The organism is Chishuiella sp. (genome assembly GCF_032109125.1).
Classification (GTDB): domain Bacteria; phylum Bacteroidota; class Bacteroidia; order Flavobacteriales; family Weeksellaceae; genus Empedobacter.
Genome location: NZ_DAMCLZ010000005.1, coordinates 165,795 through 188,762, shown reverse-complemented (window position 1 = coordinate 188,762; position 22,968 = coordinate 165,795). Strand labels below are relative to the sequence as shown.

The 22,968-nt window shown below is 28.2% G+C and carries 20 protein-coding genes; 9 read left to right on the top strand and 11 right to left on the bottom strand.

The features are described 5' to 3' along the window. Positions 1–2 precede the first annotated feature (2 nt). The 5 genes from RT575_RS07815 to RT575_RS07795 all read right to left on the bottom strand — a co-directional run bounded on the left by RT575_RS07815 (position 3) and on the right by RT575_RS07795 (position 6,055). Positions 3–950: a cbb3-type cytochrome c oxidase N-terminal domain-containing protein gene (locus tag RT575_RS07815; RefSeq protein WP_291099607.1), complete on the bottom strand. Its 948-nt coding sequence runs from the start codon at positions 948–950 to the stop codon at positions 3–5. Then, a complete protein-coding gene (locus RT575_RS07810; RefSeq protein ID WP_313383632.1) occupies positions 947–1,147 on the bottom strand; it encodes a cbb3-type cytochrome c oxidase subunit 3 in 201 nt (66 codons plus the stop codon). Before RT575_RS07810 ends, RT575_RS07815 begins: the two co-directional genes overlap by 4 nt. After that, positions 1,147–3,414, bottom strand: a complete 2,268-nt coding sequence (gene ccoO / locus RT575_RS07805) for a cytochrome-c oxidase, cbb3-type subunit II (protein ID WP_291099610.1) — start codon at positions 3,412–3,414, stop codon at positions 1,147–1,149. Before ccoO ends, RT575_RS07810 begins: the two co-directional genes overlap by 1 nt. Continuing rightward, entirely contained in the window at positions 3,414–3,578 is a 165-nt protein-coding gene (gene ccoS, locus RT575_RS07800; protein ID WP_291099613.1) for a cbb3-type cytochrome oxidase assembly protein CcoS, read from the bottom strand. Before ccoS ends, ccoO begins: the two co-directional genes overlap by 1 nt. A gap of 80 nt (positions 3,579–3,658) precedes the next feature. After that, positions 3,659–6,055, bottom strand: a complete 2,397-nt coding sequence (locus tag RT575_RS07795; protein ID WP_313579987.1) for a heavy metal translocating P-type ATPase metal-binding domain-containing protein — start codon at positions 6,053–6,055, stop codon at positions 3,659–3,661. 77 nt (positions 6,056–6,132) lie between these two features. On the opposite strand from RT575_RS07795, the gene RT575_RS07790 reads away from it, so the two are divergent. From RT575_RS07790 to RT575_RS07780, 3 genes are all read left to right on the top strand, one after another. Beyond that, entirely contained in the window at positions 6,133–6,840 is a 708-nt protein-coding gene (locus tag RT575_RS07790; protein ID WP_313383628.1) for a Crp/Fnr family transcriptional regulator, read from the top strand. 87 nt (positions 6,841–6,927) lie between these two features. Continuing rightward, positions 6,928–7,530, top strand: coding sequence for an HD domain-containing protein (locus RT575_RS07785; RefSeq protein WP_313579986.1), 603 nt, complete (start codon positions 6,928–6,930; stop codon positions 7,528–7,530). Positions 7,531–7,620: 90 nt separating this feature from the next. Next, complete coding sequence (locus tag RT575_RS07780) at positions 7,621–9,099, top strand: S41 family peptidase (protein WP_313579984.1); 1,479 nt, start codon at positions 7,621–7,623, stop codon at positions 9,097–9,099. A 42-nt stretch (positions 9,100–9,141) separates the two neighbouring features. Here the strand turns inward: RT575_RS07780 and rpe are convergent, their stop codons facing one another. From rpe to RT575_RS07765, 3 genes are all read right to left on the bottom strand, one after another. Further along, positions 9,142–9,789, bottom strand: a complete 648-nt coding sequence (rpe, locus tag RT575_RS07775; RefSeq protein WP_313579982.1) for a ribulose-phosphate 3-epimerase — start codon at positions 9,787–9,789, stop codon at positions 9,142–9,144. 86 nt (positions 9,790–9,875) lie between these two features. After that, complete coding sequence (locus RT575_RS07770; protein ID WP_313579980.1) at positions 9,876–10,133, bottom strand: hypothetical protein; 258 nt, start codon at positions 10,131–10,133, stop codon at positions 9,876–9,878. 360 nt (positions 10,134–10,493) lie between these two features. After that, on the bottom strand, positions 10,494–10,880 hold the full coding sequence (locus RT575_RS07765) for a hypothetical protein (RefSeq protein WP_313579978.1): 387 nt from the start codon (positions 10,878–10,880) through the stop codon (positions 10,494–10,496). Between the two features lie 143 nt (positions 10,881–11,023). Here RT575_RS07765 and RT575_RS07760 point away from each other — a divergent pair, with 143 nt between their 5' ends. The 6 genes from RT575_RS07760 to mgtE all read left to right on the top strand — a co-directional run bounded on the left by RT575_RS07760 (position 11,024) and on the right by mgtE (position 20,460). Next, positions 11,024–11,704 (top strand): response regulator transcription factor, encoded by a 681-nt coding sequence (locus RT575_RS07760; protein WP_313383618.1) that lies wholly within the window; start codon positions 11,024–11,026, stop codon positions 11,702–11,704. Beyond that, positions 11,694–13,052, top strand: a complete 1,359-nt coding sequence (locus tag RT575_RS07755) for a HAMP domain-containing sensor histidine kinase (RefSeq protein WP_313579976.1) — start codon at positions 11,694–11,696, stop codon at positions 13,050–13,052. The genes RT575_RS07760 and RT575_RS07755 overlap by 11 nt, the downstream gene beginning before the upstream one ends. Before the next feature lie 494 nt (positions 13,053–13,546). Further along, entirely contained in the window at positions 13,547–14,668 is a 1,122-nt protein-coding gene (locus RT575_RS07750; RefSeq protein ID WP_313579974.1) for an efflux RND transporter periplasmic adaptor subunit, read from the top strand. Positions 14,669–14,675: 7 nt separating this feature from the next. After that, positions 14,676–17,765 carry a CusA/CzcA family heavy metal efflux RND transporter gene (locus RT575_RS07745; protein WP_313579972.1) on the top strand — a complete coding sequence of 1,030 codons (3,090 nt, stop codon included), beginning with the start codon at positions 14,676–14,678 and terminating at the stop codon, positions 17,763–17,765. 18 nt (positions 17,766–17,783) lie between these two features. Continuing rightward, positions 17,784–19,043 carry a TolC family protein gene (locus RT575_RS07740; RefSeq protein ID WP_313579970.1) on the top strand — a complete coding sequence of 420 codons (1,260 nt, stop codon included), beginning with the start codon at positions 17,784–17,786 and terminating at the stop codon, positions 19,041–19,043. Positions 19,044–19,095: 52 nt separating this feature from the next. Then, entirely contained in the window at positions 19,096–20,460 is a 1,365-nt protein-coding gene (mgtE, locus tag RT575_RS07735) for a magnesium transporter (protein ID WP_313580001.1), read from the top strand. Positions 20,461–20,492: 32 nt separating this feature from the next. Here the strand turns inward: mgtE and RT575_RS07730 are convergent, their stop codons facing one another. The 3 genes from RT575_RS07730 to RT575_RS07720 all read right to left on the bottom strand — a co-directional run bounded on the left by RT575_RS07730 (position 20,493) and on the right by RT575_RS07720 (position 22,693). Then, positions 20,493–21,359, bottom strand: coding sequence for an RNA polymerase sigma factor RpoD/SigA (locus tag RT575_RS07730; protein ID WP_019975176.1), 867 nt, complete (start codon positions 21,357–21,359; stop codon positions 20,493–20,495). A gap of 120 nt (positions 21,360–21,479) precedes the next feature. After that, entirely contained in the window at positions 21,480–22,085 is a 606-nt protein-coding gene (locus RT575_RS07725) for a trimeric intracellular cation channel family protein (protein ID WP_313579968.1), read from the bottom strand. After that, positions 22,085–22,693 carry a trimeric intracellular cation channel family protein gene (locus RT575_RS07720; RefSeq protein WP_313383607.1) on the bottom strand — a complete coding sequence of 203 codons (609 nt, stop codon included), beginning with the start codon at positions 22,691–22,693 and terminating at the stop codon, positions 22,085–22,087. Before RT575_RS07720 ends, RT575_RS07725 begins: the two co-directional genes overlap by 1 nt. Between the last annotated feature and the right edge of the window lie 275 nt (positions 22,694–22,968).

Sequence of the window (22,968 nt, the reverse complement as noted above, 5' to 3'; positions counted from 1 at the left end):
AATTATTTTTGTTTCCATGCTTCCATTAAATCTCCTTGAGGAGCAGCAGCACCTTCAGCAACTGTCTTAGTTGGTTCTTTTTGATTGATATAGTAAACATAAGAAGCTACTTTTTCAATTGCTAAACCAGATAATTCTTTACGTTGACCAAAAGGACGCATTGTTGGATTATGAGGAGAACCGTTGTAAACAATATGATAGATATTTTTGAATAAACTATCTTCAACATGGTTTACCCAGTAATCATCAGTCAAGTTAGGACCAATACCTCCTTTTCCTCCTTCCATATGACATTGAACACATTTCTCTTCGAAGATTTTTTTACCTTGTTCTACAATAGCAGGATCATTTGATTTGTTTACAGCTCCAGTAATGTCAATATCATTAGCTACAGCCCAAATACTATCTTGCTTATCTTTGTAAGTCATTTCTTCTTGATATTCAGCATCTGGATGAGCAAAATCTGTAAAACTATAAGCCATTACATAAACAATCATGAATACTACACCAAAATAGAATAAAGATAACCACCATTGTGGTAAAGCATTATCTAATTCTTTAATTCCATCAAATCCATGATCTAGAATAATAGCTTCTTCTTCTTTATCAGATTGTTTTTTAGAAGCACTACTAAATAGTCTTTTAAAATATCCTATTTTACCATCTTCCAAATACTTCTTTTGCTCAATTTCAGATAATCTTTTAAATTTTTCTGCTTCAACAACTTTATTTAAAGCATTAATAATTAAAAGCATTACAAGAGATATTGCTAAAACAGCCCAAAAAACTCCTTGAGCAAAAACATGTTTAAGATGTTCAAATAGATTGTGCATCATACCTTGAAATCCAGGTTCTGGCACTACATCTACTGGCGTCACCATTGTAAACGCTAAAATAACTGCTAATAGCGTTAATGGAATAAAAATATAAGCCGGGGTACGTTGTCTCATTTTGTATTATTTTTTTCTTTCTCTTCTGATTCTAAATCTAATCCTTCAGTTTCATTATGATCATAATAATCCTTTGGTTTATTTATTACTTTTATAAAAATAGTAACAAAAACCGCTATGAAAGCTAATAATATTAGCGTCTGCAATACAGATGCATACTCATACTGAGAAAGGAATTCTTTATAATATTTTAACATTAGTTACTTGCTGTCTCTATTTGATCTGCTTTAATATCTGTTCCTAGTCTTTGTAGGAATGCTATTAATGCTGTAATCTCACGATCTCTTAAAGGAACAAATTCTTTACCTTCTTTTTTAGCTTCAGCTTCTTTTTTAGCATATAATTCTTTCAAATCTGATGCATCTTTAAAGATTGTTTGCTCAATAGTTAAAGCTTGTTTGTCCATAGAGATTTTCATACTATCAAAATCTTCTTGTTGGTAAGGAACACCTAAAGCAACCATAGATTTCATTTTATCACGAGTCAACTCACGGTTTAATTTATTATCAATTAACCAAGGGTAACGAGGCATAATTGATCCGTCAGAAGTTGAACGAGGATTCCACATGTGTTTATAATGCCAAGCATCTGGATTTTTACCTCCTTCACGATGTAAATCTGGACCTGTTCTTTTAGATCCCCATAAGAATGGGTGATCATATACGAATTCTCCAGCTTTAGAGTATTCTCCATAACGTTTTACTTCATCACGGAAAGGACGAACCATTTGTGTATGACAAGCATTACATCCTTCTCTAATATATAAATCACGTCCTTCTAATTCTAGAGGAGTATAAGGTTTTATACTTGCTATTGTAGGTACATTAGATTTAACAACAATTGTTGGTACAATTTCTACTAAACCTCCAATTGCTAATGTTAAAACTGCTCCAATTGTCATTATTACTGGAGTTCTTTCAATCCAAGAGTGAACACCTTCGCCTTGAGTACGAGATGCTGTTTTAGGAGCTAAAGCAGGAGCTTCTGCTTCTTCATTAGCAACAAAATAACCAGATTTTACTGTTTTAATAACATTAATAATCATTAAAATAGATCCGATTAAATATAGAGTTCCACCAAAAGCACGTAATGGGTATAACCATTTTTTAAGAATTGTAACTGTTTGTAAGAAGTTACCATATTCTAATGTTCCATCTGGTGCAAATTGTTTCCACATTAAACCTTGAGTCCATCCTGCAACATACATTGGGATAACCCAAAATAAAATACCAAAAGTACCAATCCAGAAGTGAGCATTAGCCATTTTCACAGAAGCTAATTTTGTATTAAATAATTTTGGAGTTAAATAGTATACTACACCAAATGCTATAAATCCATTCCATCCTAAAGTACCTACATGTACGTGAGCTGGTACCCAATCTGTAAAGTGTCCAATTTTATTAAGTGTTTTAGTTGCTAACATTGGTCCTTCAAATGTTGCCATACCATAACAAGTAAGTGCAACTACAAAGAATTTCAACACAGGATTTTCTCTTACTTTATCCCATGCACCTCTTAATGTTAGTAATCCATTTAACATACCTCCCCAAGATGGAGCAATTAACATAATTGAGAAACCTGTCCCTAAAGCTTGAGCCCAACCTGGTAATGATGTGTATAATAAATGGTGAGGTCCAGCCCAAATGTATATAAAAATTAAAGACCAGAAGTGAATAATAGACAATTTGTATGAAAACACTGGTCTATTAGCCGCTTTTGGCACAAAATAATACATTAAACCTAGTATAGGTGTTGTTAAGAAAAATGCAACTGCATTATGTCCATACCACCATTGTACTAATGCATCTTGAACTCCTGAATAAAGAGAATAAGATTTTGGTGCTGTTAAACTAAATGTTACTGGAATTTCTAAATTATTAAAAACATGTAACATTGTAATTGCTGCCCAAGTTCCAATATAGAACCAAATTGCTACATATAAGTGACGTACGCGTCGCTTAGAAATTGTTAAAAACATTTGCATACCAAATAACACCCAAACCAAAGCGATTAAGATATCAATAGGCCATTCATGTTCAGCATACTCTTTTGAAGTATTGTAACCTAGAATGAATGTTACAAACGATAATACAATAAACAATTGCCAACCCCAAAAAACGATCCAGCTTAAAACATCACTGTACATCCTTGTTTTTAACAAACGTTGTAATGAATAATATGCTCCAGTAAAAAAAGTATTCCCAACAAATGCAAAAACTGCAAATGTTGTATGAATCATTCTTAATCTACCGAACCCTAGTTTTCCTTGAGAATTAATTAAACCTTGAATATTCCCTCCTATTGTACCATCATCAGATCCGAAGATATATTCTGGTAAAGTAGGAAAAAACAACAATGTTGCAACCAATACACCAAAGAAAAATGCCATAACTGCCCAAAACAATGTGGCATATAGAAAATACTTTACGATCTTATTATCGTAACTAAAAGTCTGCATTTGCATTATGAGTCGATTTTATCTTTATTTTTTTTATCATCCTTTAACATCCTTACTGCTGGAGATTCATCTTCATCAAATTGTCCTTTTTTATATCCTAAAAAGAATAAAAAAAGAAATAATGCTCCTAAAGAAACACTAACTAATATCATCAATAATAATATCCCCATAGCTTCACAAAATTACAACCTCATAAGTTCTTATCATAATGATTTTAGCAAGAGGTTTAGTACTTACACCTAATTTAAAATCAATCTAAATTCCATTTTGTTAATTTATCTGCTATTCTAGTACTAGCTGTTGCAAATATTAAAACTGATATAGAACTAATTGGCATTAATATAGCAGCTACAACAGGTTGTAAATAACCTGATACTGCAAAACTTAATCCTACAATATTATATAAAAAACTTATTAAAAAAGCTATTTTAACAAATTTCATAGTTTGCTTTGATAAATTTAAAAATCTTGGAATATGTTTAAAACTTTTAGCATCCAAGATTCCATCACACGATGGAGAAAAACTATTTATATCTTCTGATATTGATATTCCAACAGAACTTTGTTTTAGAGCTCCGGCATCATTTAATCCATCACCAATCATCATAACCTTTTTACCTTTAGTTTCTAATAATTTGATGTAATCCAATTTATCAGAAGGTGATTGATTAAACACTAATTTTGAATCTTGGGGAAATATTTTTTCTAAATATTCTTTTTCAGAATCATTGTCTCCAGACAAAACGTGTAATTTATAATTACCTAATTTATTTAACAAATCAGACAATCCTTCTCTATACCTATTTGTATAAACAAACTTACCAAAAACTTTATTATCAATCGATATATAAACTTGAGACTGGTTTAATCTTAAATCATTAAAAATAACATCAAGAAAAGATCTAGAACCAACTTTTATAATATGTCCATCAACCTCTCCTTCTTGTCCTTTACCAATATATTCTTTATAATTAATAATTGTTAGATCATCAGAAACATTTAGTTTTTTATACAAAGCTCTACTTAATGGATGACTTGAATTTTTTATTAAAGCTTTTACTAATTTTTTATGATAATCAGATAATTCTTCTCCTTCATAAGAAACTTTAGTGTCTTCACTTTCTGTAATGGTTCCAGTTTTATCAAATACTATATCAGTTATTTTTTCCATTCTCTCTATGGTAGATGTATTTTTGACATAGAATTTTCTATTTCCAAATATTCTCATCATATGTCCTAAGATAAATGGAGAAGATAATCCCAATGCACAGGGACAAGCAATAATAAGTATAGATGTAACAACTTGTAGTATTTTCGAAGAATCCACTGTATACCAGTATATTGCTGATAAAGCTGTGATAAATAGAATAGTTAATGTAAAATAATGACTTATCTTATTTGTTAAAGCATTTAATTCAGATTCTTCTTTATGAAAAGCATCATTGTTCCATAATTGAGTTAAATAACTTTGGTTAACATCAGAAATTACTTCTAATTCTATTGCATGACCAGACTGTTTTCCTCCTGCAAAAATTTTATCACCTGCTTTTTTTGAAATTAATCTAGATTCTCCTGTTACAAAAGAGTTATCTATCATAGCTTCACCTCTCATCAAAATAGCATCTGCAGGAATAATTTCTTCATTTCTAATTAATATTCTATCTCCTTTTTTTAATTCTGATAACAAAATGGCTTCTTCTCGTCCATCAATCAATTTAGCTACTGCAATAGGATAAAATGATTTATAATCTCTATCAAATGCTAAAGCCTGCATTGTTTGTTGTTGAAACCATTTTCCTGTTAACATTAAAAATAGTAACATAGCTAAAGTATCAAAATAACCTGGAGAAATATCAAATACGATATCATAAGTCGATTTAAACATTATAACAATAATTCCTAAAGCAATAGGGACGTCTATGTTAATATATTTATTTTTAATACCTTGCCAAGCAGATACAAAATAATCGGTAGAAGAATAAAAGAAAACTGGTAATGATAATGCAAACATTGTCCAACGAAAATATCCTTTATTTTGGTCTAACCATTGTTCTTTTACATTTCCAAAAACTTCTACATACTCTGGAAAAGATAACAACATTATATTACCAAAACAAAAACCTGCTATAACAAGTTTTGAGACAAGAGAACGATCTACTTTACTCTTTTTCTTCTTATCTAAACTTTTTAAATTTATTGATGGTTTATAACCTAAATTAGTTATAAAACGAGCTAAATCTCCTAACTTAAGATTTGCATCTTTGTAGGTAATTTGAACTGTCTTTTGAGTAAAATTAACATTTGAAGAAATTATATTTGGATTTATTGTATTTAAACTTTCTAATAACCAAACACAAGACGTACAATGCATAACAGGTACAAAAAATGAAACAACAGAAACTCCATCATCTGAAAAATCAACCACTTTATCAAAAATTTCCTTTGTATTAAGAAAATCAAATTGATGATTACTTTTTCCGTCTGGACGTACTCCCGCATTACGATTTAAATCATAATAATCTTTTAAATCGTTTACATTTAAAATTTCATAAACCGTTTTGCATCCTTGACAACAAAACTCCTTCTCATCGAACTCTATAACCTCTTCTTCAATTCGTTGACCGCAGTGAAAACAATTCTCCTTCATAGTATTTTGCAAAAATACTTTCCTTTTCGCAGAATTAACACTAACTTTGTATGAATTAAGTCATAAGTTATCAACACATGTCAGAATTCAGTGAAAACGTAGCATCTATTAAAGCTATGTTTGAAACCCCAGAATCTTTTGGAGTCTTTAGTAAAGAAGAATTGTTAGAGTTTGAACAAGAGAAAAAGATTTTCAATTTTAAAAAAGGTAATGAAATTATACAGGAAGGAAATACTCCTAAAGGTATTTATTGCGTAATAAAAGGTACTGCTAAACTTTTTAAAATTGGTTTTAATGGAAAAGAACAAATACTACGTTTCATTAATGAAGGAGATATTTTAGGTTACCGCTCTATATTAAGTCACGAAGTTTTTGGTGCTTCTGCTAATGCTATGAATAGTATGGAAGTTTATTATATTCCAGAGAAATTTTTCTTGAAATTATTAGAGGTTAACCCTAAACTTGCATTCAATATTTTACAACGAATAGCAAAAGATTTAGGAGAATATACTCGTACAATTACTTATTTAGCTCAAAAAACAGTTCGAGAAAGATTAGCAGAAGTTTTACTACTTCTTGAAGGTAAATTGGGAACAGATAATGAAGGGTTTATCAATATTTCTCTGACAAGAGAAGAAATGGCTAACCTAATTGGTACTGCAACAGAATCTGCGATCCGTTTAATTTCTGAATTTAAAACTGATCATTTGATAGAGGTTGAAGGTCGAAAAATTAAAATATTAGATCATCATAAATTAACAAAATTAGGACATGTTATTTTATAATTTTTTATAAACTATAACAGTTTTCTTTACAATATTTCTAAAAAACTTCAATAGCTTAGCTATTGAAGTTTTTTATTTTTAAGCAACATGAACGAAATTAAAATTCTTTCTCTTACGAAAGATTATATTAGAAAAACATTCTTAGATGAAGGCACTGGACACGACTATTTTCATATTGAAAGAGTTGTTGTTAACGCAAAAAAAATTGTAGAAAAAGAAAAAGCAAATGCTTTTTTAGTTGAATTAGCAGCTTGGGTTCACGATGTAGGTGATTATAAATTACACGGAGGAATTGATAAATCAGAAGAATTAATTCGCGAATTTTTAACTTCCATAGAAGTTGACGAGAAAACAATTAATAAAGTAATAGAAATTGTATCTCAAGTTTCTTTTAGTAAAGGAAATATACCTACATCCATAGAAGCAGAAATTGTACAAGATGCTGATAGATTAGATGCTATTGGAGCTGTAGGAATCGCTCGCTGTTTTGCATACGGAGGAAGTACAGGAAGTGTTTTATATAATCCTGAAAATAAAACAAAAAATTCTTCTAGCATACAACATTTTTATGATAAACTATTTACATTAAAAGATTTAATCAATACAAAAACAGCTAAAGTAATTGCAGAAGAAAGACATCAATACATGGAAAATTTTATCCAAGAATTTTATAGAGAAGTTGAACCATAATTTTTTTAGATGATTAGATATTTATCATTTCTTTTATTCATTTTATTTTTAACCTATTCATGTTCATCTGTTAATAAACATAATAAACAGATGAACAATGAAATTTCTGTAAAAGAGATGAAAAAAGACATTGATTATGTTCATAAAAAATTAAACAAATATCATCCGAAGTTAGATCTTTATCAATCTAAAAAAGAAACTGAATATAAAATTGATAGTCTAAAAAGATCAATTCAAAAACCTTTAAAACCTAATGAATTTTTTGTAAAATTATTTCCCTTATTTTCTAGTTTAAAACACGGACATACTGATTTATATCCAATTTATAGACGATTTAATAAAAAGGATTTAAAAAAATATAAGAACTCTAAATCTGCATTTTATAATTACAGCTTTTTTTATCAAAATGATTCTATTTACCTTATTAAGGATTATGCAAAAGTAAACCCTATCAATGGAGGTTCTAAGCTCTTATATATAGATAGTGTTCCTGTGGATGAAATTATCAAAAAATATAAATCGAGTATTTATGGAGATGGTTATAATAAAACATTTTCTGATAATTATTTTAATCGAACTTTTTTAAATTTTATTACATTAGAACAAGGATTAAAAGATTCTGTTGAACTTTCTTTTTTAATGGGAAAGAATATTATTCGTAAAAAAACATACAGAGAATTTCCTAAAAAGAAAACCATAAAAATACAAGAAGACTCAATCAAAAAATTAACTCCAAAAAGCATACAAAGAGAAATTCGTATTAAACAAAAAAAATATGGTTTTAATAAATTAACAAAAACATATTCAAAAGAATTAAGTTTTCCTACAAATGACAGTACAATTGCAGTTCTGAAAGTAAAAGATTTCCATAAAGGAAAAATTAAAAAATTATATAAAGAGGTTTTTACAGATATAAAAAATCATCATGTAAAAAATCTAATTTTGGATATTAGAAATAATGGAGGCGGATATATAAAAGATGCTCATTATCTATATTCATATTTAGTAGAAGATTCAAAAGTTTTTACTGGTCAAAAAATTGTTGCTAACAAAACATCTTTTGGAAAATCCATATACAATCTTCTACCTTTTCCTACATATCCTTTTCTATGGATTGGCGGAGGATATTCTTATCTAAAAACAACCAAAAACAAGGATAATGAATATCAATTAAATCTATCTTTTTCATCAACAAAAATTGATCAAAATTTAGTCTATCATGGAAATTTATATGTTATAATCAATGGTGGATCTTATTCGGCCTCAACATTATTAGCAACTAATCTTTATATCAAAAAAAGAGGATACTTTGTTGGAGAAGAAACTGGAGGAGATTATAATGGAACAGTAGCTGGACTTATGCCTCAGTTTACTCTTCCGAATTCTAAATTAACTATGTCTATTGGAACCGTTTTTATTCCACCAATAGAACAGCGAATAGAAAAAGGACATGGAGTTTACCCTAATAAAGAAATAAAAGAAAATTTACACACAAAAATACAACATAAAGATCCTGAATTAGAATGGATTATTAAAAAAATTAAAACAAATAAAAAAAGAGATGATTAGAAACCATCTCTTTTTTCTATTTTGTTATTTAACTTATATAAATTAAGCTTTTGTAAGTTCTTCAATATAATTAGTTGGATTTTCTGCATTAAAAACTGCCGAACCTGCAACAAGAGCATCAGCACCTGCTTCAACTAATTTCGATGCATTTTGTACTCCTACACCTCCATCAATTTCTATAATAACATTTGCACCAGCATCTGTAATCATTTTCTTTAATTTAGAAACTTTATTATATGTATTTTCTATAAATTTTTGACCTCCAAAACCTGGATTTACACTCATAATAAGAACTAAATCAAGATCGTTAATAACATCTTCCAAAACAGAAACAGGAGTATGTGGATTAAGTGCAACACCAGCTTTCATTCCTTCTGCTTTTATAACTTGAATAGTTCTGTGTAAGTGAGTACAAGCCTCATAATGTACAGTTAATATATCTGCTCCTGCATTTTTAAATGCTGAAATATAGCGATCAGGATCAACAATCATTAAGTGAACATCAAGAACTTTATCTGTTAAAGAATCTATTTTCTTAATAATATCCATTCCATAGGAAATATTAGGAACAAAAACTCCATCCATAACATCTAAATGAAACCATTCTGCTTTTGAATTATTTACCATTTCGATATCTTTTGCTAAATTTCCGAAATCTGCTGCTAGGATTGACGGTGCTACAATTGGCATAATTTTATTTTTTGTTTGTTTGTAAATTGTTCTGCGAAGATAATGAAATAAAAAAATCGTCGAAAAATTCAACGATTTTTTATTTTTTAAAAATTATACCCAACTTTGAAACCTAAATCCAAAGATATACTTGTTGTAGTTTCTTTTCTTGAACTCCATTCATAATCACCTATATAATAATTGTATTTATCTTGGTAAAAACTTAGGCCCAAACCTGTGTAAAACTCATAAAAAAACTTTTTAGCGAACATACGTTTCAATCCATAATTTATAGTAACACTTCCTTGAGGATCTACATAAGTATTATCACTAGAAACTGTTAATAAATCTGGTATATAATTCATTTTTAAAGCAATGTAGTTTCCTGAATTATTTTTTGTATTTCTATTTTTTGATATTCTTCTATTAAAATTATAGTAATATCTACCTTGTAAATTAAGACTTGTAGTAAATATAAAATTGAAATCACTTTCTCCATACCAATCATTTGTGTAAGAAAATCCTCCTAAATAATCTATTCCTGCTACTGCAGTAAAATTATCTGAAATTCTTTTTTCGTATTCAACTCCTATTCCAATAAAACTTACATTTATATTAAATAAATCAGTTGCCTTTTCTTGACCAAATAAAAAAGTTGAAAAGAAAAAAAGATAATATTATTCTTTTCATTTTGTGTTAATTAATAACAAATATAAAGATTTGAATCAATTTAACAACATTTTATAATCGGTAAAATTATAAGGTTCTTCTTCTTTGATTTCCTCATTAATTGTAAAATGAATAGAATCTTTTGATAGAAATAAATAAGTGTAATGATCTGCTTTTTCATCTGATTCTCTATATTCAAAATAATCATTATCTCTAACTCCCCAGAAACCATTATCTTGTGAATAAGTTACACTATCATCGCTATGAATTGTTTTAAAAGAAACAGTAAATGTTCCATCCATTTTACGGTTAACAACCCAACTATTAGTTTCTCCTTTAAAGAATTTTCCATGATCTGTTCCTGACCAAATTCCAGAAAAACGTTTATCTATATCGATAGATTTTATAAAACTTATTATTTTTTGACTTTCGTTGTCACTCATTACATTTCATTGATTAATTTAGCCTATTAGCTAGAATAAAGTTTACAAAGATATTTAATTCTATAAAAATGAGAATAATGTTTTGTAACTTCAACAAAGCTAATTTTTTGTATCAATAAAAAAATCATTAATCACTAAAAATAATGCACTTATTAATTGTAGAAGATAATCAACGAATGGCAGAACTAATACAAAGAGGATTAGAAGATGTTGGTTTTACAACAACAATTGTATATGATGGCGAAATAGCCCTAAAATTAGCCATAAGAAATACGTATGATTTGATTATTTCTGATATAATTTTACCTAAATTAAACGGTTTAGACTTTTGTAAAGAAATAAAAAATAAAAAACCTGATTTACCTATCATTATGTTAACTGCATTAGGAACAACTGATGATAAAGTTGAAGGTTTTGATTCTGGTGCTGATGATTATATGGTAAAACCTTTTGAGATGAGAGAACTTGTAGCAAGAATAAAAGCTTTATCTAAAAGAAATTTTAATAAAACTATTAATCATATTCTGAAATATAGTGATTTAGAAATCAATCTACATACTAAAATTGTTACGCGAGAAAATAAAGAAATAGAACTTACTCCAAAAGAATTTCGCTTATTACAATTTATGATAGAGAATAATGAACGCGTATTATCAAGGAGTGAAATTGCAGAAAAAGTTTGGGATACTCATTTTGATACAGGTACAAATTTTATTGATGTATATATTAATTATTTAAGAAATAAGATTGACAAAAATTTCAATCAAAAATTAATTCATACTAAAACAGGACAAGGTTTTATATTAAAAAAGAATGAAAATTAGACTTAGATTAACTATACTATTCACTTTTCTAGCTGCAACAATTTTATTTTTATTTGCTTTTATCATTTATAATTCGGCAAAAAAAGATAGAGAAAAAGAATTTTTTATTGTACTAAAAAAAGAAGCAATCACAAAGGCTAATTTATTTTTAAAAGGTAAAGTTAATGCAGAAGTTTTACATAATATTTATTCCAATAATAGAGAAACATTAAACGAAGTTGAAGTTGCTATTTATAACAATCATCAACAGTTAGTTTATCATGATGCTTTAGAAATTGATTTTGTAAAAGAAACTGATCAACTACTTAAAAAAATTGAAAAAAAAGGATACCTATCATTTTATCAAACAAAATGGCAGGTTGTTGGTTTAAGATATTATTATAACAATAATATTTATGTTATAACTGCTGCTGCATTAGATGAATACGGATATAATAAACTAAGTAACCTACTTACAAGTATTATTATCATCTATTTTTTATCTCTTTTACTTATAATAATTGCTGCATTTTTCTTTACAAACAAAGCTATAAATCCTATAAAAAAAATAACAAACAGAGCAAAGGAAATATCTGCCTTTAACTTAGATCTAAGAATAGAAATTGAATCTAAAGGTGATGAATTAGCTGAACTATCAACAACTATTAACCAAATGTTAGATAGGCTAGAGAATTCTTTTGATGCTCAAAAAAATTTCGTATCCAATATAGCACATGAATTAAGAACTCCCTTAGCTACAATTATTACCGAATTAGAATATTCCTTAAATAAAAGTAGAACAAATGAAGAGTATCAAAAAATAATTCGAAATGCACTAAATGACACAAAGCAAATTGTTCGTTTATCAAACAGTTTACTTGATTTAGCAAAAGCAAGTTATGATCCTTCTGAAATTAATTTTAAATTAATAAGAATTGATGAGCTCCTCATGGAAGCTATTTCATTTGTACAGAATAGTAACAATCGTTATAAAATTGAATTAAATTACATTCAATTACCTGAAAATGGAAATGAGATGATTATAACTGGTAATGAGTATTTATTAAAAGTTGCATTTGTTAATCTTATTGAAAATGCATGCAAATATTCTCACAACAAAACATGCTATATCAAAATAAATTTTAATGACAGAGAAATAGAATTAGATTTTATAAATTTAGGAAATAAAATATCAAGAGAAGATTTAAAATCTTTATTCAATCCTTTTTTTAGAGGGCAAAATAAATCCAATATTATTGGTCATGGTATTGGATTATATTTAACAAAAAAAATAACTGATCTTCATAATGCTAAAATAAAAGCTAAATCTGATAATAAAACTATTTTTACAATTATTCTAAGCAAATAAATATATAAAACTAAATAAGCTTTACTTAAAGATAAGTAAAGCTTATTTTTTTCTAATAATTTTCTAATATTATTCTAAAAGGTTTCTAACAAGGAAATAATTCTGCAAATCTTAGTTTTGCAACATAATTAAAATCTGGATGGAATCAGTCTCCCAATCAAAAAAACAAGTAAGCTAAACTAAATTCATTTATAAATTTTTTAAGTGATTGTTTTTGACTTACACTAAAAAATAAAAAAATGAATTCATTAAACTTTACAATACAATCCTTATTTGTTTTACTAAAAAACCTATATCATAAACAACTAATCGATTACCAAGTAATTAATTTTAATAATACCACAAACTATTCTTTTTTACATTTTTATTAATAACATGTGACTTAATTTTTACTTATAATTTTTTAAAAATCTCATCAAAAAATGATGAAATTTTAGAAAATAGAAAACTTATAGTTATTAAATAATCACATTATAAATCATAACAAACTGTCTATGAAAATCATTAACTACTTCAAAATCACAACTTCAATTGTATTATTATTTTTTATCATCATAGGATGTAAACATAAGGAAGAAGAAAACGATGATCCACAAATTAAAATTTTTAAAGATGAAATTTTATTGTCGGAAAAGAATGTTATCGAATCAAAATTAAAATATGAAAAAGTTAAAGATCAATCTTTAAAATCAGAATTAATTGTAAATGGAACTGTAAAAGTTATTCCAAATCAATTTGCACAAATTTCATCTCCATTCGCTGGTAGAATAGTTAAGTCTTTTATAAATCTTGGTCAAACAGTAAAAAAAGGAGATGCTATTTTCGAAATAAGTTCTTCTGATTTTTTTCAGGCTCAACAAGAATATTATTCAGCACAACAAGAGTTAGCACAGTCTGAATTAAACTTAAAAAGACAAAAAGATTTATATGCACATGCTGTTGGAGTAAAAAAAGAATTAGAAGAAGCGCAAACAGATTATAATTTAAAGAGAATTGCATTAAATCAATTAACTGCATCTTTAAACGTTTTTAGTTCTAAAAATAAATTAGGTCAATCTCTTATTATTCGCTCTCCTATTAATGGAAAAATAGTTCAGAACGATTTAGTTATAGGTCAATATTTAAAAGAAGATCAAGAACCTCTAGTAACAGTTGCGGAATTATCTAAAGTATGGATTTCTGCACAAGTAAAAGAAAACGACCTAGGAGTTTTAAATCAATTAAAAGATATAAAATTTACAATAAATGCATTTCCAGATCAAACATTTGATGGAAAAATTATAAATATCGGACAGTTATTAAATGAAGAAACAAGAAGTGTTGATGTAACTATTGAAACTATAAATAATCAATCAATTCTGAAACCTGGAATGTTTGTAAATGTTCAATTAAATGATGCTCCAAAAGAGGAAATTATACTTCCTACAAAAGCAATTTTTCAAGAACATGACAGTCAATATGTTTTTGTAACAACAGGAAAAAGAAAATTCAAAAAAGTAAAAATTAAAGCCGTTACTAATACTAATAATAGTGATTATGTACATATTATATCTGGATTAAAAGAAGGAGATAATGTAGTAATAGATGGAGGTATTTATTTAATGGGAGCAAAATAAAAAAACAATGAACAAATTAATAGAATTAGCAATTGTAAAGAAATGGTTATTTCTTACATTATTTGTGTTTTTGGCTCTTTTTGGATATTACTCTTGGAAACAATTATCTATTGAGGCTTATCCAGATATTGCGGATGTAACTTCTCAGGTTGTTACTCAAGTACCAGGTTTAGCATCCGAAGAAGTAGAACAGCAAATAACAATTCCAATAGAAAGAGCCTTAAATGGACTTCCTGGAATGGACATTATGCGTAGTAAAAGTACTTTTGGCTTGTCAATTATAACAATCGTTTTTAAAGATGGTGTAGAAGACTATTGGGCTAGAATGCGAATACAAGAAAGATTGAATGAAATTGATTTACCATACGAAGCTCAACCAGGGTTAGATCCACTAACATCTCCAATTGGTGAAGTTTACAGATATGTTATAGAAAGTAAAACTAAAAGCTTACGAGAATTAACAGATTTACAAAAATTTGTAATCATACCAAAATTAAAGCAAGTAACTGGTATTGCTGATGTTTCTAATTTCGGAGGAATAACAACACAATATCAAATTGAAGTAAATCCTGATAAATTAGTCCAATACAATTTATCTCTAAATGATGTAACAAATAGTATTAAAGATAATAATATAAATGCTGGAGGAAGTACATTAACTCATGGGGATTTAGGTTATGTTATTCGTGGAATAGGATTGGTAAAAGACTTACAAGATTTTGGAAAAATAGTTATAAAGTCTGAAAAAGGAACTCCAATTTTATTATCGGATATTGGAGAATTAAAATATGGAAACTTAGAACGTAAAGGAGTTTTAGGATATACAGATAGAAAAACAGAATATAGCGAAGGCATAGAAGGAATTGTATTATTATTACGTGGTCAAGACCCTTCTACAGTATTACAAGGAATACATAGTACGGTTGATGAATTGAATAATGAAATTTTACCTAAAGATGTAAAAATTCATGCTTTTTTAGACCGCACAAGTCTTGTTGATACAACATTAAATACAGTATCACACACTTTAGTAGAAGGAATAAGCTTAGTTGTTATTGTTTTAATTGTATTTTTAGGAAGCTGGCGAGGAGCTCTTTTAATTGCGATTACAATACCAATATCATTACTAATTGCTTTTATATTGATGCACTTTACTTCTATTCCAGCCAATTTACTTTCTTTAGGCGCAATTGATTTTGGAATAATCGTAGATGGATCTATTGTAATGATGGAAACTATTCTTAAAAAAAGAGAAGAAAAACCAGAAGAAGAATTAAATGAAAAAAGTATCTCCACACTTGCACAACAAGTTGCCAAACCAATCTTTTTTTCAACCTTAATAATTATAACGGCTTATTTACCTCTTTTTGCTTTTGAAAGAGTTGAGCGAAAATTATTCACTCCAATGGCATTTACAATTGGTTATGCTCTAATTGGCGCATTATCCGCAGCATTATTATTAATTCCTGGATTAGCATTTTTTGTTTATAAAAAACCTAGAAAACTATTCCATAATAAATGGCTAGAGTATCTAACATCAAAGTATTCTAAAACAATAAATAAAATTGTAAGCAAACCTAAAAAAGTTATCTTACCTCTTATATTCGTTTTAAGTTGTACATCAATATTATGTGTTACTGTCGGAAAAGATTTCTTACCAACATTAGACGAAGGTTCTATTTGGCTACAAGTTGAGTTACCTCCTGGTGTTTCTATAGAGAAATCTAGAGAAATGAGTGATTCTTTAAGAGCTCATACAATGAAATTTGATGAGATAACTTACGTAATGGTCCAAGCTGGTAGAAATGATGATGGAACAGATCCTTGGACTGCTTCTCACTTCGAAGTTTCTGTTGGAATAAAACCATATAAAGAATGGAAAAAAGGAAAAACTAAAAATGATTTAATTAAAGAATTAGCTGATGAATATGCTAAAATGCCTGGATATACTGTTGGTTTCTCTCAACCGATGATAGATGGTGTAATGGATAAAATTTCCGGAGCCCATTCAGAATTAGCTGTAAAAGTATATGGACAAAATTTTGAAGAAACTAGACATATAGCTAATGAAATTTTAGATCAATTAAAATCTGTTAAAGGTGCAGTAGATTTATCTATCGATCAAGAACCTCCTTTACCTCAACTACAAATCAATGTTAACCGAAATAAAATAGCAATGTATGGACTTAATGCTTCTGATGTTTCTGAATTGATTGAAGTTGCTGTTGGAGGAAAGGCTATTTCTCAAATTTTTGTTGATGATAAAGTTTATGATTTTACTTGCAGATACAAAGAAGACAGTAGAAATACACCTGAAAAAATAAGTCAATTAATGTTAACAAATGCTGACAATGTAAAAATTCCATTATCTCAAGTAGCAGACATCAAATTAAGTACAGGAGAAAGTACTATTACTAGAGAAATGAATAAAAGACATTTAACTATAAAACTAAATTTAAGAGACAGGGATTTAAGTTCATTTTTAGCTGAAGCAAGAAAAAAAATCGAAAAAAATATAAAATATGATCATAACCAATATTCAATTAAATGGAGTGGTCAATTCGAAAATCAAGAACGTGCATACAAAAGATTATCTTATGTTGTCCCTTTCGCAATTGTAATCATGTTTATTCTACTTTATACTGCTTTTGGAAAATTAAGAGATGCTTTATTATTAATTGGAATTGTTCCGTTAGCAATTTTTGGAGGAATGCTAGCTCTTAATGTTAGAGGAATGACACTAAATGTTTCTTCTGCTGTAGGGTTTATTGCCTTGTTTGGTGTATCCATACAAAATGGTGTAATTATGATTTCTCATATCAATCAACTCAAAAAAGAAGGTTTATCACTTATTAATGCAGTGACAATTGGAGCTAAAGACAGATTTAGACCTGTTTTAATGACTGCTACTGTAGCAATTCTAGGTTTATTTCCAGCTTCATTAGCTACAGGAATTGGATCAGACGTTCAACGTCCATTAGCTACTGTAATTGTTTATGGATTATTATTTTCAACTGTAATTACACTTTTTGCTTTACCAGCTTTGTATTACATGATTGAAAAAAAATGGGGCGATAATAAATCATTAAATTCTTAACAATTAAAAAGTAGAAACATGACAAAAAAATGGATGATAACTTTGGGTATTTTAATGTTATTTAATAGAATTTTATTTGCTCAGAAACACGATAGTATTCAATTAGATTTTTCACAGTATTTAGAAACTGTCAAACATAATAATTTAGAATATGCAGCACAAAAATTTAATGTAGATTTAGCTGAAACAGAAATCATAGGGTCAAAAGCCTTTCCAGATCCTGAATTACAATTTGCTTATTTCGATAATGGCGAATCTAAAAAACAACTTGGTGTTGGATATACTGGGGAAATTGATTGGACAATTGAATTAGGTGGAAAAAGAAAAGCTAGAGTTAATCTAGCTAAAAGTCAATATGAATTAACTAAATTAATTTTATCTGATTATTTTAAAAATCTTAAAGCAGATGCCAGTTTAATTTTCTTAGAAGCTATTTACAAAAAAGAAATTCTTAATGTAAAACAAAACTCTTATCAAATGATGAAAGAATTCGCTGCGGCTGATTCTATTCGATTTAAATTAGGAGTAATTACAGAAACAGATGCAAGACAAAGTAAACTTGAAGCATCAACTTTCGCAAATGAAATTATACAAGCTCAAACCGATTATTTATCAGCTAAAAATAAAATGAAGTTATTCATGGGAATGGATAATCAAGAAAATTCTTTAAATCCATTTGCTGAATTAAAAAACTTTCAAGAAGATTATATTGAAGATGACTTAATCAATATTGCTTTAAATAACAGAAGTGATTTAATGGTTGCAATGCAAAATAAAAATGTTAGTCAACAGCTTATAGAGCTAGCAAAAGCTAATAGAAAAATTGACCTCGGTATAAATTTAGCTATAGATCATACAACTGTTGCTAGAAATCCTGATGCATTTACTCCTCAGTTTACTCAAATAAAAGGAGGTTTAAGTATTCCTTTAAAATTTTCTAACCGATACAACAACGAATTAAAAATGGCTCAAATTCAATTCAAACAAAATGAAACTGTTATAAAACAAGTTGAGCTACAAATAAAATCTGAAGTAAAAGAAAGTATTTTACAATATGAAAACTATCGTAAACAAGCTCAACAATTTAATTTAAAAATGCTAGATGAAGCAAAATTAATTTTAGATGCAAAAAAATATAGTTACAAAAGAGGTAATTCTTCTTTATTAGAGACTTTAGATGCACAAAGATCATATAACGAAATACAAACAAATTATTTGGAAACTCTATACAATTGTGCAGTAGCAAATATTATATTAAATAAAGTAATTGGAAATTAGTAAATTCCATTCGAATTCACTTAAAAAATAATTAACTTATAATTATCTTCCAATCAAAAGAGCTTACTTTTGCACAAAGGGAAAAACAATTAAACTTATGGAAAATAACATGCTTAATCAACACCCTGCTGATATTGCAGAACAATTATCAGGGTTAGATGTAAAAAGTAGAAATATTGCTTTCTACATGCTTTCTAATGACGAAAAAGTTGAAGTTTTTTCTTATTTTGATCCTACAATTCAACAAGAAATTGTAAAAAGTTTGACTGATAAAGATTTAGCTGAAGTATTAAATAATCTTGATCCTGATGATAGAACAGAACTTTTAGAAAATTTCCCTGACGAATTAATCAAACACTTTATTAATTTATTAAACCCTGAAGAAAGAACGATTGCTCTTAATCTTATTGGATACAATGAAGATTCGATTGCTCGTCTAATGACTCCAAATTATGTACAAGTAAAAGAAAACTATACTGTAAAACAGGTTTTACATCACATAAAAAAATATGGAAAAAAAGCTGAAACATTAAATTATATCTTTATTGTTGACGGAAAAAATAGACTAATAGACGATTTAAAAATTGGAGAGATTTTATTAGCAGATGAAGAAACAAAAATGGAAGAATTAATTGATCATAATTTTGTTTCTTTAACAACAGTTACTCCTATTGAAGATGCTTTTGAAGTATTCGAAAAATATGATCGCTCTACCATTCCAATTGTAACTGAAAGTGGTGTTCTTGTTGGAATCGTAACATTTGATGACATCTTAGATCGTATGAAAATGCGAGATACAGAAGATATTCAAAAATTCGGGGGGATGGAAGAATTAGATGTTTCATATACTAAAACTCCAATTCTTGAATTAATAAAAAAACGTGCAGGTTGGTTAGTTATTTTATTTGTAGGAGAAATGTTTACAGCATCTGCAATGAGTTATTATGATGATGAAATTGCAAAAGCTATTGTCTTAGCATTATTTGTTCCTCTAATCATTTCTAGTGGAGGAAACTCTGGATCTCAAGCAGCTTCATTAATCATTCGTGCAATGGCTTTGGGAGAATTAAAGTTAAAAGATTGGTGGTATGTAATGAAAAAAGAATTCACTTCGGGATTAATTCTTGGTGGAATTCTTGGAGTTGTTGGTTTTATTCGAATAGCTATTTGGCAACAACTCGGAATTTATGATTATGGTGAATATTGGATGTATATAGCAATTACAGTTGCTTTATCATTAATTGCCATTGTTCTTTGGGGAACATTATCTGGATCATTAGTTCCATTTATACTTAGAAGAATAGGTTTTGATCCAGCTACAGCATCTTCACCATTTGTTGCTACATTGGTAGATGTTTCTGGACTTATAATATACTTTACAATTTCCGCTGCAATACTGAGTGGAAAATTATTATAAAAAAAAAACCAGCTTTAAAAGCTGGTTTTTTTTTATCTACCGATATAAGTTTTTAATATTTTCGATCTCGAAGTATGTTTTAATCGACGAATTGCTTTTTCTTTAATCTGACGAACACGTTCGCGAGTTAAGTCAAAAGTTTCTCCAATTTCTTCTAATGTCATCGGATGTTGACCATTTAATCCAAAATATAAACGAATTAAATCTGCTTCACGTGGTGTTAAAGTCTGTAAAGCTCTTTCAATTTCTACACGTAAAGATTCAATCATTAACTGAACATCTGGCGATGGAGATTCTCCAATGTTTAATACATCATATAAGTTAGAATCCTCTCCTTCTACTAAAGGTGCGTCCATAGATACGTGACGACCAGAGTTTTTCATTGACTCTTTTACATCTCCTTCAGACATGTCCAATACTTCAGAAATTTCTTCTGCAGATGGAGCACGTTCATGTTCTTGCTCTAATAAAGCGTAAGCTTTATTAATTTTATTAATAGAACCAATTTTATTTAATGGTAAACGTACAATACGAGATTGTTCCGCTAATGCTTGTAAGATAGATTGACGAATCCACCAAACAGCATAAGAAATAAATTTGAAACCACGAGTTTCATCAAAACGTTGTGCGGCTTTTATTAAACCCAAGTTACCTTCATTAATTAAATCAGGTAAACTTAACCCTTGATTTTGGTACTGTTTTGCAACAGAAACAACGAAACGTAAGTTTGCTTTTGTTAATTTCTCTAAGGCAACACGATCACCTGCTTTGATACGTTGTGCTAACTCAACTTCTTCTTCTGCCGTTATAAGATCTACTTTACCAATTTCTTGTAAATATTTATCTAACGATGCAGTTTCACGATTTGTTACCTGTTTTGTAATTTTAAGCTGTCTCATTTAACTAAAGCCTCTTATTTTATGAATTTAATATCAATGTTTTAAAAATAGATGTGTACCCCATTTATATATGTATACGTAATACAATGAAAAAAGGTTACAAAATAAGTGAAGATTTTTTTAAAATTTAGGTAAAGATAGATTATATTTAACGGTTATAATCCTTATAATAGCAATTACAGCTCCGGATATAATAAAATTACTATTACGGTCAATTCCAAAACTTTCTAAAATTAAATAAACAATTCCTCCTATAATACAAGCTGTTGCATATATTTCTTGTACAAATATTGTTGGTGTTTTATTTATTAAAATATCTCTTAAAACTCCACCAAAAACAGCTGTAAACATTCCCATCAATACAGAGATAAAATCATTTGCTCCGAGTGAATGTGCTTTTTCTAATCCTACTATTGTAAATAATGCTATTCCTAACGTGTCAAAAAACATAAAAGTCTTTCTCAATTTAGAAAAGTAATTAAAAAAAACTCCTGCTAAAATAACTCCGATAAAGACGGAAAAAATAACATTCATATCATTAATCCAAACAAGTGGATAGCTGTTCAAAAAAATATCTCGTAATGTTCCTCCACCAACGGCTGTTATAAATGCATAAAATGCAATACCAAACCAATCATGTTTTTTACGTTCATCTGCTGCTAATGCTCCAGATATTGCAAAAACTACCGTTCCGAATAATTCGAAAATGTATTGTATTTCTATCATTAATAACGTTTGAATTTCGGCAATTCTAAATTATATTTTATAGCCATTAAACGTACGAATACTATTGCTCCTCCTGAAATAAAGAAATTTATACTTCGTTCTACATTAAATTGCATCAGTATTAAATAAACTATTGCTCCAAAAAGACATGCTACAGCATAGATTTCTTTCCTAAAAAGAATCGGAACCTCATTTAGCATTGTATCACGAATTACTGATCCAAAAACAGCTGTAAACATTCCCATTACAGGGGCAATAACTGGATCAATTCCTAATTTTAAAGCTTTTTCCATTCCTACAATAGTAAATAAAGCTATTCCTAACGTATCAAAAAGCATAAAAGTTCTTCTTAATCTCAATAAAGGTTTATAAAAAATTGCAGCTAAAAGAACTCCAAGTCCTGCTGCATATAAAAGATTCACATCTTTTATCCACATAATATCAACTGAAAGTAAAATATCACGAACTGTTCCTCCTCCTATAGAAGTTAGGAAACCAATAAATCCTGCTGCAAACCAATCGTAATCAGTTTGATCATCTGTTGCTAACGCACCAGAAATACCAAAAAAAAGAGTTCCAAACAACTCAAAAAAATACTGAATCTCCATTAAATTGAAAATAAAATAATTATTATTTTTTTACAAGTCTGCAAAAGTATATAAAAGACTGAATATATACTTTCTAAATTTAAAAATAATTACACTCAAAAAAGAGTTAAAAATTTATTGAAACTATAAAACTAATTTTTATTAGTAATAATTTATTATACAATTAAGAACTAAGTTATTAAAAAAGAATCGATTTGATAAGAACATATATTCAATTTGAATTATTAATACTTTTTAAGTATATAATATAAACATAGAAAATTTATTAATTTTAC